At 63.1% G+C, this 12,584-nt stretch carries 14 protein-coding genes; 6 read left to right on the forward strand and 8 right to left on the reverse strand.

Annotated elements, in window-relative coordinates; translation table 11 throughout:
• Positions 1-37: 37 nt before the first annotated feature.
• Positions 38-241, reverse strand: a complete 204-nt coding sequence (locus CAG34_RS18225) for a DUF2788 domain-containing protein (protein ID WP_013974331.1) — start codon at positions 239-241, stop codon at positions 38-40.
• 54 nt (positions 242-295) lie between these two features.
• The gene (locus tag CAG34_RS18230; protein WP_003249795.1) at positions 296-772 is read right to left on the reverse strand and encodes an Lrp/AsnC family transcriptional regulator; all 477 of its coding nucleotides are present in this window, start codon (positions 770-772) and stop codon (positions 296-298) included.
• A 395-nt stretch (positions 773-1,167) separates the two neighbouring features.
• Between CAG34_RS18230 and CAG34_RS18235 the strand changes: the two genes are divergently transcribed.
• Positions 1,168-1,953 carry a DUF6515 family protein gene (locus CAG34_RS18235; protein ID WP_085591638.1) on the forward strand — a complete coding sequence of 262 codons (786 nt, stop codon included), beginning with the start codon at positions 1,168-1,170 and terminating at the stop codon, positions 1,951-1,953.
• A 704-nt stretch (positions 1,954-2,657) separates the two neighbouring features.
• Here CAG34_RS18235 and CAG34_RS18240 read toward each other — a convergent pair.
• Together CAG34_RS18240 and CAG34_RS18245 are read right to left on the reverse strand one after the other, a co-directional pair.
• Positions 2,658-3,530 carry a cation diffusion facilitator family transporter gene (locus tag CAG34_RS18240; protein WP_085591640.1) on the reverse strand — a complete coding sequence of 291 codons (873 nt, stop codon included), beginning with the start codon at positions 3,528-3,530 and terminating at the stop codon, positions 2,658-2,660.
• A 22-nt stretch (positions 3,531-3,552) separates the two neighbouring features.
• The gene (locus CAG34_RS18245) at positions 3,553-3,972 is read right to left on the reverse strand and encodes a hypothetical protein (protein ID WP_013974328.1); all 420 of its coding nucleotides are present in this window, start codon (positions 3,970-3,972) and stop codon (positions 3,553-3,555) included.
• Positions 3,973-4,088: 116 nt separating this feature from the next.
• On the opposite strand from CAG34_RS18245, the gene hrpB reads away from it, so the two are divergent.
• On the forward strand, positions 4,089-6,617 hold the full coding sequence (hrpB, locus tag CAG34_RS18250) for an ATP-dependent helicase HrpB (RefSeq protein ID WP_085591642.1): 2,529 nt from the start codon (positions 4,089-4,091) through the stop codon (positions 6,615-6,617).
• Positions 6,618-6,768: 151 nt separating this feature from the next.
• Here the strand turns inward: hrpB and CAG34_RS18255 are convergent, their stop codons facing one another.
• Positions 6,769-7,263, reverse strand: a complete 495-nt coding sequence (locus CAG34_RS18255) for a hypothetical protein (protein WP_075046458.1) — start codon at positions 7,261-7,263, stop codon at positions 6,769-6,771.
• 87 nt (positions 7,264-7,350) lie between these two features.
• Positions 7,351-8,007 (reverse strand): YciC family protein, encoded by a 657-nt coding sequence (locus tag CAG34_RS18260; protein WP_085591644.1) that lies wholly within the window; start codon positions 8,005-8,007, stop codon positions 7,351-7,353.
• 166 nt (positions 8,008-8,173) lie between these two features.
• Between CAG34_RS18260 and CAG34_RS18265 the strand changes: the two genes are divergently transcribed.
• Positions 8,174-8,929 (forward strand): DUF2076 domain-containing protein, encoded by a 756-nt coding sequence (locus tag CAG34_RS18265; protein WP_085591646.1) that lies wholly within the window; start codon positions 8,174-8,176, stop codon positions 8,927-8,929.
• A gap of 107 nt (positions 8,930-9,036) precedes the next feature.
• Here the strand turns inward: CAG34_RS18265 and CAG34_RS18270 are convergent, their stop codons facing one another.
• Entirely contained in the window at positions 9,037-9,567 is a 531-nt protein-coding gene (locus tag CAG34_RS18270) for a hypothetical protein (protein ID WP_085591648.1), read from the reverse strand.
• Positions 9,568-9,931: 364 nt separating this feature from the next.
• Between CAG34_RS18270 and CAG34_RS18275 the strand changes: the two genes are divergently transcribed.
• Positions 9,932-10,411 carry an NYN domain-containing protein gene (locus CAG34_RS18275; protein WP_004576858.1) on the forward strand — a complete coding sequence of 160 codons (480 nt, stop codon included), beginning with the start codon at positions 9,932-9,934 and terminating at the stop codon, positions 10,409-10,411.
• Between the two features lie 8 nt (positions 10,412-10,419).
• The gene (locus CAG34_RS18280) at positions 10,420-11,025 is read left to right on the forward strand and encodes a PolC-type DNA polymerase III (RefSeq protein ID WP_085591651.1); all 606 of its coding nucleotides are present in this window, start codon (positions 10,420-10,422) and stop codon (positions 11,023-11,025) included.
• Here the strand turns inward: CAG34_RS18280 and CAG34_RS18285 are convergent.
• The gene (locus CAG34_RS18285; protein WP_015271918.1) at positions 11,022-11,471 is read right to left on the reverse strand and encodes an Lrp/AsnC family transcriptional regulator; all 450 of its coding nucleotides are present in this window, start codon (positions 11,469-11,471) and stop codon (positions 11,022-11,024) included. The two genes, CAG34_RS18280 and CAG34_RS18285, sit on opposite strands and share 4 nt — an antisense overlap.
• Positions 11,472-11,625: 154 nt before the next feature.
• Between CAG34_RS18285 and yedA the strand changes: the two genes are divergently transcribed.
• Positions 11,626-12,546 (forward strand): drug/metabolite exporter YedA, encoded by a 921-nt coding sequence (gene yedA, locus CAG34_RS18290; protein ID WP_025340737.1) that lies wholly within the window; start codon positions 11,626-11,628, stop codon positions 12,544-12,546.
• The last annotated feature ends 38 nt before the right edge of the window (positions 12,547-12,584 follow it).

Below are 12,584 nucleotides of genomic sequence, written 5' to 3' on the forward strand. Positions count from 1 at the left end.
GTGGGAGCGGGCGTGCCCGCGAATGGCCCTGAATTTTCTACACCCCTTCGAGAAACCCCACCACCACGCTCTTGATGATAAAGGCCAACACCCCCAGCCCCAGCACGAAGAACAGGATCAGCGTCCCGAACCGCCCGGCCTTGGACTTTTTCGCCAGGTCCCAGACGATGAAACCCATGAAACCGATCAACACGGTGACCAGGATGATCATCATCCACTCTTCGAATACGGCGGGATCCATCGGTGTTCTCCAGGCGGGTTGAGCGTCCGATTATACGCCTGCTGGCGCAGGCAATTAACGCAGGTGGGTCAAGGGCAGCTCGGTGCTGGCCAGCACCTGGTTCAGCACAAAGCTCGAACGCACGCTGGTGACGCCTTCGATACGGGTCAGGCTGCCTAACAGCAGTTTCTGGTAGTGGTCCATGTCGGGCACCACCACTTTCAGCTGGTAGTCGGCATCCATGCCGGTGACCAGGCTGCATTCGAGCACCTGCGGCAGGTTACGGATGGCCGCCTCGAAGGTTTCGAAGCGTTCCGGGGTGTGGCGGTCCATGCCGATCAGCACATAGGCGGTCAGGCTCAGGCCCAGCTTCTTGCGGTCGAGCAGGGCCACCTGGCGCGAGATGTAGCCATCGTCCTCCAGTTGCTTGACCCGACGCGAGCATGGCGAAGGCGACAGGCCGATGCGCTCGGCCAGTTCCTGGTTGGAAATGCGCGCATCGCGCTGCAATTCGGCGAGGATGCTCAGGTCGTAGCGGTCAAGTTTGCTCATGGTTTATGCCTTTTCTGTTCGGATTGCGGTGAATTATCAATCCAGGGTGAAAAATTGCGCAAGTGCTATTTATCCGAGCAATCTTCGCAATCATCTGCCGCAACCTGTCCGGTATCTTTATCCACAGAATCACTGCCCGGACATCAGTCCACGGCGACGCGCCCTAGGCGGGCGGTCGCGGCCAGCCATCCAACAGGATCTGCAGGCCCCCGGGCTACACACCTTCCAGAAGACGGTGTGAGGTGAGCCGGCGCCACAAGTGCCGAGCACGGACGACAATTCCTGAAGGGAGGCCCAGCGGCCTCCCTTTTTTCATGTCCGGAAATTTAATTGGCCTGCGTGACAGGCGCGGTAGACTGGCTGTGGTTGCCGTATTTTCTACCGAGAGGAACAGCATGAAGTCGCGCATCTGGCAGTTGGCAGGTGTTGGTGTGTTGGGGTTGAGCATCAGCCTCGGGGCCATGGCCGAAGGGTCGGGCGAGGGGGCGCCGGGCCGCCCGCTCAATTCGCGTGACGAAGTGCAGCAGACCCAGCCGCCACGCCAGGGCTATTACCAGGACATTCCCCGCCGCCATGGCGATAACCGCCATTGGGAAGCCGGTGGCCCGGGGCAACGGCTTGGCGGTGACTGGCAGGGGCGCCCGGATGGGCATGGCAATGGCTGGGGGCCGGGGCCGCAGTATCGCCCCGGGCATACCATCGATCATTTCCCGGACCGCTACTGGAAAGTGCCCTACCGTGGCGATGACTACTTCTACTCTGGTGGTTACTGGTATCGCCCCCATGGTGGCCGTTATGTCGTGGTGACCCCGCCCCATGGCGTGCGGGTCGACTACCTGCCGCCCTATGCGCGGGAAGTCTGGCTGGGCGGGGCGCTGTTCTTCCTGGTGGCAGATACCTATTACCAGTACCTGGCCGACAGCCGCGAGTACGTGGTGGTCAACCCGCCGGTTGCCGCGCCGGCACCTGTAGGCGGTGGGTATGACGTGGTGGCCTACCCGATGTATGGACAAGGGCAGGAGCAGCAGGACCAAGACCGTTACCAATGCCACCGTTGGGCGGTGAGCCAGTCAGGGTTCGACCCGGCGACAGCGACTTATGCACCTTCGGCCGATGTGGCGGACAACTACCGGCGGGCGCTGGGCGCTTGTTTCAGCGGCCGAGGCTACAGCATCAACTGAGCTAGATGTGCTGCCTGTCCCGGCCCTATCGCCGGCAAGCCAGCTCCCACAGGGACCGCACCGGCCTGAAGCCATGAGTAGTGCCTGTGGGAACTGCCTGTCCCGGCCCTATCGCCGGCAAGCCAGCTCCCACAGGAACCGCACCGGCCTGAAGCCATGAGTAGTGCCTGTGGGAACTGCCTGTCCCGGCCCTATCGCCGGCAAGCCAGCTCCCACAGGGACCGCACCGGCCTGAAGCCATGAGTAGTGCCTGTGGGAACTGCCTGTCCCGGCCCTATCGCCGGCAAGCCAGCTCCCACAGGGACCGCACCGGCCTGAAGCCATGAGTAGTGCCTGTGGGAACTGCCTGTCCCGGCCCTATCGCCGGCAAGCCAGCTCCCACAGGGACCGCACCGGCCTGAAGCCATGAGTAGTGCCTGTGGGAACTGCCTGTCCCGGCCCTATCGCCGGCAAGCCAGCTCCCACAGGAACTGCACCGGCCTGAAGGCATGTGTAGTGCCTGTGGGAACTGCCTGTCCCGGCCCTATCGCCGGCAAGCCAGCTCCCACAGAAACCGCACCGGCCTGAAGCCATGTGTAGTGCCTGTGGGAACTGCCTGTCCCGGCCCTTCGCTGGCAAGCCAGCTCCCACTGGTATTGCGCATGCCTTCAGGACGGTGCGGTTCCTGTGGGAGCTGGCTTGCCGGCGATAGGGCCCTTGCAGGTTCACACCGGATCCGCATGCACCATCACATCCGCCTGTGGATAACGCTGGCGGATCACCCTCGAGGCCTCCACGCACAAGGCGTGCGCTTCATGCAGCGGCAATTGCCCCGGCATCTCCAGATGCAACTGCACGAACCACTGGTTGCCCGACACCCGCGTACGCAGGTCGTGCACGCCTTTGACCCCGGGAATGGCCAGCACCAGCGCAGCCATGTCCTCGCCAACATCGCCGGGCAGTTCCTGGTCCATCAGGATGGCCGTACTCTCCCGGGCAATCTGCAGCGCGCTCCAGAGGATATAGACAGCGATGCCCAGGCCGAACAGCGCATCCAGCTGCGGCCAGCCAAAGCGTGCCAGCAGCAGGGCCAGCAGGATGCTGCCGTTGAGCAGCAGGTCCGAGCGGTAGTGCAGGGAGTCGGCCCGTACCGCCGTGGAGCCGGTCAGGCGGATGACCTTGTGTTGCAGTGCCAGCAGGGCAAGGGTCAGCACCAGCGACAGCAGCATTACCCCGATACCGACGGCGGTATCGCCCAAGGGTTGCGGGGTGTGCAGGCGTTCAACCGCCTGCACCCCGATCAGCACCGCGCTGACCCCGATGAACAGCGCCTGCGCCATACCGGCCAGGGCCTCGGCCTTGCCATGGCCGAAACGGTGGTCGTTGTCGGCCGGGCGCAGGGCGTAGTGCACGGCGAGCAGGTTGAGGAACGAGGCAACGGCATCCAGTGCCGAGTCGGTCAGCCCGGCCAGCAGGCTGACCGAGCCGCTCAGCCACCAGGCTAACGCCTTGCTCAGGACCAGGATGCTGGCCACCGCCAGCGAGGCGCGAGTGGCCAGGCGTAGCAGGCGCTGGTGTTCAGCCGGGGTGGTCATCATCCGTGGGTAGTGTCCTTGTACTTCAGGCTGCAGGTACCAGGCCCAGGCTGGCCAACTGCTCGATGCTGCCGCGATGCTGGATCAGCCGAGGGTCGTTCAGCGGCAGGCGCTGGCCCAGTTCGCTTTCCAGAATGGCCTGCAACTTCAGGTTGTCGACCTTGCCATCGGGGCTCACGGCCTCGCGCAGTTTGACCGGGTCGACCTGAGCGGATCGCCCGCCTGAGTAATAAATGGCGCCCGTGGCGAAGTCGATACCGAAGGCGATCAGCCCCGGGATCACGTAGAACAGGATGCCGATGGCATCCATTGCGGCAACCACTGGGTCGATCTTGCCGCCGATCTGGCCGCGCCGTTCCGGGTAGAGAATGGTGCCGCAGGCGGTCAGTTGGGTCAGCAAGGTGACGATGAGGGCGCCACCGATGACGCGGGTTGGGATGCGCATGTAAATCTCCGAAAAGGTATCCAGCAGGGCAAGCGAAGCGCCTGCACCTGAAGCTAAGACCATGATAGAGCAGGCTGGGTTCGCCGTTATACTCGCGGGACTGTTCGAGGACCACCATGATTTCATTACCGATCGATGCTGTCTTGCCCGCTCTGCGCCAAGCCCTGGAAAACCGTGACGAAGCGGTGCTCGAGGCGCCGCCTGGTGCCGGCAAGACCACGCGCGTGCCGCTGGCGCTGCTCAACGAGCCGTGGTTGGCCGGGCAGAGCATTCTCATGCTCGAGCCCCGGCGCCTGGCAGCGCGGGCTGCGGCCGAGCGCCTGGCCAGCGAGCTGGGCGAAAAGGTCGGCGAAACCGTGGGCTATCGCATCCGCCTGGACAGCAAGGTCGGGCCGAACACCCGCATCGAGGTAGTGACCGAAGGCATCCTCACCCGCCGCCTGCAGGCCGACCCGGCGCTGGAGGGTGTGGGGCTGGTGATCTTCGACGAATTTCACGAGCGCAGCCTTGATGCCGACCTGGCCCTGGCATTGAGCCTGAATGGCCGGGAATTGCTGCGGGACGACCCGCCACTGAAGGTTTTGCTGATGTCCGCGACCCTGGAGGGCGAGCGCCTTTCGCGGCTGCTGGATGATGCCCCGGTGGTCAGCAGCGAAGGCCGCATGCACCCCGTCGACATCCGTTGGGGGCGGCCTTTCCAGCCGGGTGAGTTCATCGAGCCACGGGTAGTGGACAGCGTGTTGCAGGCACTGGCCGACCAGACCGGCAGTGTGCTGGTATTCCTGCCAGGTCAAGCCGAGATCCGCCGGGTGCACCAGAGCCTGCAGGAAGCGCTGGGCGAGCGCCCCGAGGTCCTGCTTTGCCCGCTGCATGGCGAGCTCGATCTCGACGCCCAGCGTGCGGCCATCGACCCGGCGCCCAAGGGCCTGCGCAAGGTGGTGCTGGCCACTAACATCGCCGAGACCAGCCTGACCATCGACGGCGTGCGCGTGGTGATCGACGCAGGCCTGGCCCGGGTACCGCGTTTCGACCCCGGCAGCGGCATGACTCGTCTGGACACCCAACGCATCTCCCGTGCCAGTGCCACTCAGCGCGCTGGCCGTGCCGGCCGCCTGGAGCCCGGCGTGTGCTATCGCCTGTGGTCCGAGGCCCAGCATGACCAGCTGGCCGCCCACGGCAGCGCCGAGATCATGCAGGCCGACCTGGCCGGCCTGGCCCTGCAACTGGCGCGCTGGGGTGTTACACCCGAGCAGTTGCGTTGGCTCGACCAGCCTCCCACGGCCGCCTTCGCCCAGGCCCAGGACCTGCTGGCGCGGCTCAACGCCTTCAAGCCCGGCAGCCGTGACAAACTTAGCGAGCACGGCCAGGCCATGGCCGAGTTGCCGGCGCATCCGCGTATTGCGCATCTGCTGTTGCGCGGCCAGGACCTGGGCCTGGCACAGATGGCCTGTGATGTGGCTGCGCTGCTGGGCGAGCGGGATATCCAGCGCGGCGGTGGTGCCGATTTGCACAGCCGGCTGGCGCTGGTCAGTGGCGAAAGCAAAGCTGCCCGTGGCAGCCACGGCGGTGTGCAGCGTGCGCGCCAACTGGCTCGCCAGTACCGTGGCCTGCTGCGTGGCAAACCAGACGCGCCGGTTGCGGACCCCGATCACCCGCGCTGGCTGGGCGCGCTGCTGGCGCTGGCCTACCCCGACCGCGTCGCCCAGCAGCGCCGCGAGGGCGGTGCGGAATACCGGCTGGCCAACGGCCGTGCGGCGCTGTTTGCCGAAGTCGATGCACTGATGAAGTGCCCGTGGCTGGTGATCGCCGACCTGGGCAGCCGCCAAGGTCAGCGCGAAGAACGCATCTATCTGGCTGCCGAATTCGATCCGGCGCTGCTCGAAAGCGTGCTGGCCGAACAGGTCGAGCGGGTCGATATCCTCGATTGGGACGAGCGTGAGCAGGTGCTGCGTGCCGAACGCCAGACCAAGGTCGGCGAGCTGGTGCTGGGTCGTGAACCGTTACCCAACCTGGATGACGATGCCCGCGCCAAAGCGTTGCTTGGCCTGGTGCGGCGCAAGGGCCTGAACCTGTTGACCTGGACCCCGGAACTTCGCCAATGGCAAGCGCGGGTGGCGCTGTTACGTCAGCTTGATCTGGACAAAGAGGGGCAAAGCGAATGGCCTGACCTGGGGGACGAAGCGCTGCTGGCGACCCTGGAAGACTGGCTGCAGCCATACTTGGGCAAGGTCTCGCGGCTGAGCCATTTCGCCGCCCTGGATGTGTCTTCGATCTTGCGCAATCTGCTGCCATGGCCATTGCCACAGCGCCTGGACGAATGGGCACCGGCGCATCTGGCGGTGCCCTCCGGCTCGAACATTCGCCTGGACTACAGTGAAAACCCACCGATTCTCGCCGTGCGTCTGCAGGAACTCTTCGGCCTCGCCGATACACCGCGTATTGCCCAAGGCCGTCAGCAGGTGAAGTTGCATTTGTTGTCACCGGCACGGCGGCCGGTACAAGTGACCCAGGATCTGGCCAACTTCTGGCGCACGACGTATGCCGAGGTGAAGAAGGATTTGAAAGGGCGTTATCCCAAGCACTATTGGCCGGATGACCCCTTGGTGGCCGATGCGACCGCGCGGGCGAAGCCGCGCGGCACCTGAATGTGACGCAGAGCGGTTGCCAGATCGGTTGCCTTGTTCAGAGGGTTAGAGATCTGGCTATCCTCATGAATCATGTGATTCGGCCAAAGAAAATTTGTGAAGGCTAAGAAGCCCCAATAGATGTGCGCTTCATCGAAGTGCTCCCTATGAATTAATATTTCGTCAGGTCGAAGGTGACGATCTGACCTTTCTTGACATTCAGCGGGGCTAACGTTTCTTGGTACTCGTCTCGTTTGTAGTCAATGGCGCCCACGCTCTGCCCGCTTTGGTCTCGCAGATGACAGATGAGAGATCCATTGAGCAGGTGCAGTGGCTCGATCATCCAGTAATCGGTGACTTCGGCATACTTGTAGAAGCCGAGGTAGCCATTGCGGCTGACACCCAACTTCTTGTCTGGTTGTCCCCAAAGGTGGATGTGATAATGCAGGCGATCTTCGGTTTTGGAGATATAACGGAACTCCAACAGTGGCGGCAGCGTGCGTCCGCCCAATATTAACCAGTCATCCCCAGGGGAGAAATCAAAGAAACTATCATCGGTTTTGTCGCCACTACGACTAAGCCGAGTATTGGCGTAACCACCGTCGAGGCGCATTAAAAGCCGGCCTCGAAACGATTCGGCATATTGAGTGCTGATTGTTTGCTCCATGACGTTTTCCTCTAATGGCATTGAAGGTGTGTTTACACTAATGCCACCGTCGGGCGTGCGAGCAGAATGAAGATTTTCCCAGATGCCTCAAGCCCCGGCTTCACCTTCCAGCAGCATGAACAGGCGATACAGCACCACGGTACTGAACAGCTGCAGGAAGCCGCTCAGGCTGTCCATGGCCAGTTGGGCACCCGCTGCGGGTTCGGGAAAAGCCATCAGCAATAGCCCGTCGATCAGCCAGATCGGTGCCAGCACCCCCAGCACGCAGATCATGATGCGCATGAAGTGTCCGGTGGTCATGCGTGCGCTCTCGCGCATCGACTGCACCACCGGCAGGCCGCGCAGCACCAGCAGGTACTCGGCGAACACCAGGTTGATCATGATCCACACGCCCGGGAAGATGAACAGCGCCAGGCCGGCCATGATCAGCAGCGAGCTGATCAGGATCAGCAGGGCCAGCTGCGGCCACAATTGCAGGGCTCGGGCGAACAGGTCGCGCTTTGCGATTTCCTGGCCATTGCTGCGGGTGTCGAGGTACAGGATCAGCGCGGCGCTGTACAGCGGGTAGAACAGCAGGCTGATCAGCATGCCGTAGGCCGGCGATGCCTGATCGCCCATCTGCCGGTACAGCAGCTGGGTGAGCAAGGCTTCCAGCACCACCAGCGGCAGGCACAGCTGGAGGATGTTCGGCAGGTGGCGGCGGAAGAAGTACAGGGAGTCGCGCAGGACGCTCAGCGGGTTCATCGGTCTACATCGCATGGCAGTAAAAACAGGGGCATAACTTTAGCCCAAAGCAGGCCTGGGGCTGTCACTTGCTGAAAAAAGTTTCACGCCGCCGGTGATTGAATCCCACGCCTGTACGCCCCATCTTTGACGCTGTCCGTTGTCCGCTCCCCCACGAGGTCGCCCCATGAATACTGAAGAACAAACCCTGATCGACGGCCTGTTCGGCCGCCTCAAGCAAGCCGAGGACCCGAGCCAGCCACGTGATGCGCAGGCCCAGGCATGCATCGAGGAACATGTGCGTCAGCAGCCGGCGGCGCCTTATTACATGGCCCAGGCGATCCTGGTGCAGGAGGCAGCGATCAAGCGCCTCGACGAGCAGAACAAGCAACTGGAAGCCGAACTGAAGCAGGCCCGTGCCCAGGCCGAGGCCGCCCGTGCCGGCAGCGCGCCGAGCAATGGCGGTGGTGGTTTCCTGTCCAGCATCTTTGGTTCGTCTGGGCGCAATGCGGCCCCGGCCGTGCAACAGCAGCGTCCAGCTGCAGCCCCCGTGGCATCTGGCGGTGGCTGGCGTGAGCCGTCGGCGCCGGGCTTTTCCCAGCCACAAACGCAGCAGCCTGGCTTTGGCGCTGCACCGGCACGCAGTGGTGCCAGCAGCTTCCTCGGCGGCGCAATGCAGACTGCAGCCGGTGTGGCGGGTGGTGTGTTGCTGGCGCAGGGCATCAGCAGCCTGTTCAACCACAACTCGCAGCCGGAGGAGGTGGTAGAGGTGATCAAGGAGGAGCCGGCGCCGGCCAGCGACAGCGGTGGCTGGAGCGACTCGGGGGCGCAGCAGCAGGTGGCTGACAACAGTGGTTGGGGCAGCGACCAGGGTGGTTATGCCGACAGCGATTATGGCAGCGATGATGGCGGGTTCTTCTCGGACGACGATTCGTACGTCTGACAGGTCTGGCATACTGCTGGCCAAACCCAGAGGTACATGACAACGCATGGCCGTGTACCTCGGGTTTTCCAGGGGCAACCTGTCAGGGGGCAGGTGCAGCCTGGCAGCTATCGGCGCGTGATAAGAAATGTCGCAATGTCGCCATCGTTCGTATTCAAATAGACATTCCTGTCCGGAGGCATGTGATACAGCGTTTTCACGGTACGGCCCGTATGGTCGCGCAGGCGGCAGCGCAGTGTGTCAGGGCCCCATTCCAGCGGTTCGAGTTTTATCAGGTCGACCGGTGAGTTGGTTCGGTACAAACCAAGATAGCCGTTGCGGCTGATCTCGACCTTTCTGTCGCTGTCGGTGCCCGTGCCGTTGATGTAGACATGGATTCGATCCGTTGTCTCGGAGTGGTATTCGATGTTGAACGTGGTGGGTGCTGCTTGGCGTCCGGTGATCAGCCAGCCTTCCTCCTGGCCGAGCCCGGAAGCGTCGCTCAGCCAGACTGGTTGATCTATCCCCGGTGAGTCGAAAGTCATTATGTCTTTGTACCTGTCTTGTGTGCCGTCCCAGTATTTCCAGACCGACTGACAATGTATGTGCGCCTTGAAAGATTTTGCTTCTGCGATCCAGTTGGTAATGCTGTTACTCATGACTGTTCTCCAATGAGGGAGTTGAACTCCCTATGCGTGGGTACAGTAGTAAGGCGCGGGACCGGGCCGAAGCTTGAAGTACTTCCTTGTTCATTGGCATTGCATGGGCGAGCAAGGCTGGGAGGCGACTACGTGGAATGCCGTCAGCGGTTATGCCAGCGATGATGGAGGGTTCTTCTCGGACGACGATTCTTGCGTTTGACAGGTCTGGCATACTGCTCGCAATTTTGGGGGCGCTTTGCGCCCCTTTCGCGACGCAAGGCCGCTCCTGCAAGGGTACGCGAACCCCTGTAGGAGCGGCCTTGTGTCGCGAAAGGGCTGCAAGGCAGCCCCCTGCATTCCAGGCCGACCAAGGGGTTCCAAGGTGAAAAAGATCGCGCTGTTCGCCGATGTGCAGAACCTCTACTACACCGTGCGCCAGGCCCACGGCTGCCACTTCAACTACACCGCCCTGTGGGCCGATGTCAGCCGCGAAGGCCAGATCGTCGAGGCCGTGGCCTATGCCATCGACCGTGGCGACAGCAAGCAACAGCAGTTCCAGCAGATCCTGCGCAATCTCGGTTTCGATGTGCGCCTCAAGCCCTTCATCCAGCGCAGCGATGGCTCGGCCAAAGGTGACTGGGATGTGGGTATTACCCTGGATGTGATCGACGCCGCCAGCCGCGTCGACCAAGTGGTACTGGCCTCCGGCGATGGTGATTTCGACCTGCTGCTGGAGCGGGTGATACAGCGCCATGGCACCGAGGCGGTGGTGTATGGTGTGCCCGGGCTTACCGCACTGTCGCTGATCCGTGCCGCCACCCGTTATGTGCCCATCGAGGGTGCGCTGTTGCTAAAACACTGAGATTTTTCATGGAACGTATCGCTGTCATCGACTTTGAAACCACCGGCATCAGCCCCGGCGCCGGCTGCCGCGCTACTGAGGTGGCGGTGGTGATGCTGGAGGGCGGGCGCATCGTCGAGCGCTACCAGAGCCTGATGAACGCGGGTGTGCCGGTACCGGCCTTCGTCGCCGGGCTCACTGGCATCACCACCGCCATGCTGCGCAGTGCGCCGCCGGTGGACAAGGTGATGAACGAAGTGGCCGAATTCGTCGGCGGCACCCCGTTGCTGGCACACAATGCCGCCTTCGACCAGAAGTTCTGGGACTACGAACTGGGCCGCATCGGCCGTAGCCGCAGCCAGGCCTTCGCCTGTTCCCTGCTGCTGTCACGGCGCCTGTTGCCGGCGGCACCGAACCACAAGCTGGGCACCCTGACCCGCTGGGCCGGGCTGCCGGATACCGGTACCGCGCACCGGGCCATGGCCGATGCCGAAATGGCCGCCAACCTGCTGCAACACCTGGCTGGCGTGCTGCGCCAGGGCCATGGTGTACAGCAGCTTTCGCACGACCTGCTCTGCCGCCTGCAGAAAACCCCGGCCGCGAAGGTTCGTGAAACCCTAGCCAGGTACTGTTAGGGCTTCTTCTCCAGTTGCGCCAGCGGCACCCGCCGCTCCACAGCGCTTGAGAGAATGATCGAGGTCTTGCTGAAGCCGAACTGCGCGACCCGGTTGATCAGTTCTTCCAGCTCCGGCATCGAACCCACCGCTGCCTGCATGATGACGCAGGGGTCGCCGGTTACCCGGTGGCATTCGGTCAATTGGGGGATCTGGGTCAACGCTTCGTAGGCCTGCTGGTTGCCGTGGCTGGCCAGGCGCAGTTCGATCACGCACTGGATCGGCAGGCCGATCTTGCTCATGTCGACCTTGGCCTGGTAGCCGGTGATAACCCCGCTGGCCTCGAGCTTGGCCACCCGCTCGGCCACCGCCGGCGCCGACAGGTTCACCTGGCGCGCCAGTTGCGCGAAGGTGGCGCGGCCATTGTCGAGCAGGGCGGCGAGCAGCATGCGGTCATACTTGTCCATGGGTTATTCCTGCCTGGTTTCGATTCGATTGAAAAGCATCCGAATAACCATGCAATGCAAAGTGTTCGGGTGATTTAAAGCTGTTTTGTAACTTAAGTTTACACGGTGGCCTTTCTAAACTAAGCCACCCGTAAACGGATTTCGAGTGTTTCCCATGCCTGCCTCCCGTCGCTTCCCGTTATTGCTCATTGGCGCTTTCCTGGCCTTGTACCTGGTCTGGGGCTCCACCTACCTGTTCATTCGCATAGGCGTCGAGAGCTGGCCACCGATGCTCATGGCCGGGGTGCGCTTCCTGATTGCCGGGGGCCTGCTGTATGGCTTCTTGCGCTGGCGCGGTGTGCCGGCACCGACCTGGCCGCAGTGGCGGGCTGCGGGGGCGATCGGTTTCCTGCTGCTCAGCTGTGGCAACGGTGGCGTGACCGTGGCCGAGCATGCCGGTGTGGCCTCGGGCGTGGCGGCACTGGCGGTGGCGACGGTGCCGCTGTTCACCTTGCTGTTCGGCCTGCTGTTCGGGCACCGCAATTCGAAGCTGGAGTGGGCGGGGATCGCCCTCGGGCTGGTGGGTATCGGCCTGCTGAACCTGGGCTCCAACCTGCAGGCAAGCCCGATTGGCGCGGCGCTGATCATTTTTGCGGCGGCGTCGTGGGCATTCGGCTCGGTGTGGAGCAAGACCTTGCCGCTGCCCCAGGGGCCCATGGCCAGCGCCGCGGAAATGCTGGTCGGTGGCGCTGTGCTGCTGCTCGGCAGCGTGCTGTCTGGCGAGCGCATGACGCAGATGCCGACCGCTGCCGGCTGGGGTGCACTGGCCTACCTGGTGTTCTTCGGTTCGATCCTGGCGTTCAGTGCCTACATGTACCTGCTCAAGCACGTACGCCCGGCAGCCGCCACCAGCTATGCCTACGTCAACCCGGCGGTGGCCGTGCTGCTGGGCATCGTCTTTGCCGGTGAGCAGATTGGTGCCGAAGAATGTGTGGCCATGGCGGTGATCATCGGCGCGGTGGTGCTGATCGGCCTGCCGCAGTGGCGCAAGGCACCTGAGCCGGCGCAGCCGTTGAAAGGCGAAATCTGCAAGTAGGCAGGGGTGATGCGGTAAACTTGCCGCCTTCGCTGAAC

This window comes from Pseudomonas sp. B14(2017), assembly GCF_002113255.1.
GTDB classification, from domain to species: domain Bacteria; phylum Pseudomonadota; class Gammaproteobacteria; order Pseudomonadales; family Pseudomonadaceae; genus Aquipseudomonas; species Aquipseudomonas putida_Z.

What these genes read in the sequence shown, in the direction of transcription:
- CAG34_RS18225 (WP_013974331.1), bottom strand. Translation starts at nt 241, where the DNA reads ATGGATCCCGCCGTATTCGAAGAGTGGATGATGATCATCCTGGTCACC.
- CAG34_RS18230 (WP_003249795.1), bottom strand. Translation starts at nt 772, where the DNA reads ATGAGCAAACTTGACCGCTACGACCTGAGCATCCTCGCCGAATTGCAG.
- CAG34_RS18235 (WP_085591638.1), top strand. Translation starts at nt 1,168, where the DNA reads ATGAAGTCGCGCATCTGGCAGTTGGCAGGTGTTGGTGTGTTGGGGTTG.
- CAG34_RS18240 (WP_085591640.1), bottom strand. Translation starts at nt 3,530, where the DNA reads ATGATGACCACCCCGGCTGAACACCAGCGCCTGCTACGCCTGGCCACT.
- CAG34_RS18245 (WP_013974328.1), bottom strand. Translation starts at nt 3,972, where the DNA reads ATGCGCATCCCAACCCGCGTCATCGGTGGCGCCCTCATCGTCACCTTG.
- hrpB (WP_085591642.1), top strand. Translation starts at nt 4,089, where the DNA reads ATGATTTCATTACCGATCGATGCTGTCTTGCCCGCTCTGCGCCAAGCC.
- CAG34_RS18255 (WP_075046458.1), bottom strand. Translation starts at nt 7,263, where the DNA reads ATGGAGCAAACAATCAGCACTCAATATGCCGAATCGTTTCGAGGCCGG.
- CAG34_RS18260 (WP_085591644.1), bottom strand. Translation starts at nt 8,007, where the DNA reads ATGAACCCGCTGAGCGTCCTGCGCGACTCCCTGTACTTCTTCCGCCGC.
- CAG34_RS18265 (WP_085591646.1), top strand. Translation starts at nt 8,174, where the DNA reads ATGAATACTGAAGAACAAACCCTGATCGACGGCCTGTTCGGCCGCCTC.
- CAG34_RS18270 (WP_085591648.1), bottom strand. Translation starts at nt 9,567, where the DNA reads ATGAGTAACAGCATTACCAACTGGATCGCAGAAGCAAAATCTTTCAAG.
- CAG34_RS18280 (WP_085591651.1), top strand. Translation starts at nt 10,420, where the DNA reads ATGGAACGTATCGCTGTCATCGACTTTGAAACCACCGGCATCAGCCCC.
- CAG34_RS18285 (WP_015271918.1), bottom strand. Translation starts at nt 11,471, where the DNA reads ATGGACAAGTATGACCGCATGCTGCTCGCCGCCCTGCTCGACAATGGC.
- yedA (WP_025340737.1), top strand. Translation starts at nt 11,626, where the DNA reads ATGCCTGCCTCCCGTCGCTTCCCGTTATTGCTCATTGGCGCTTTCCTG.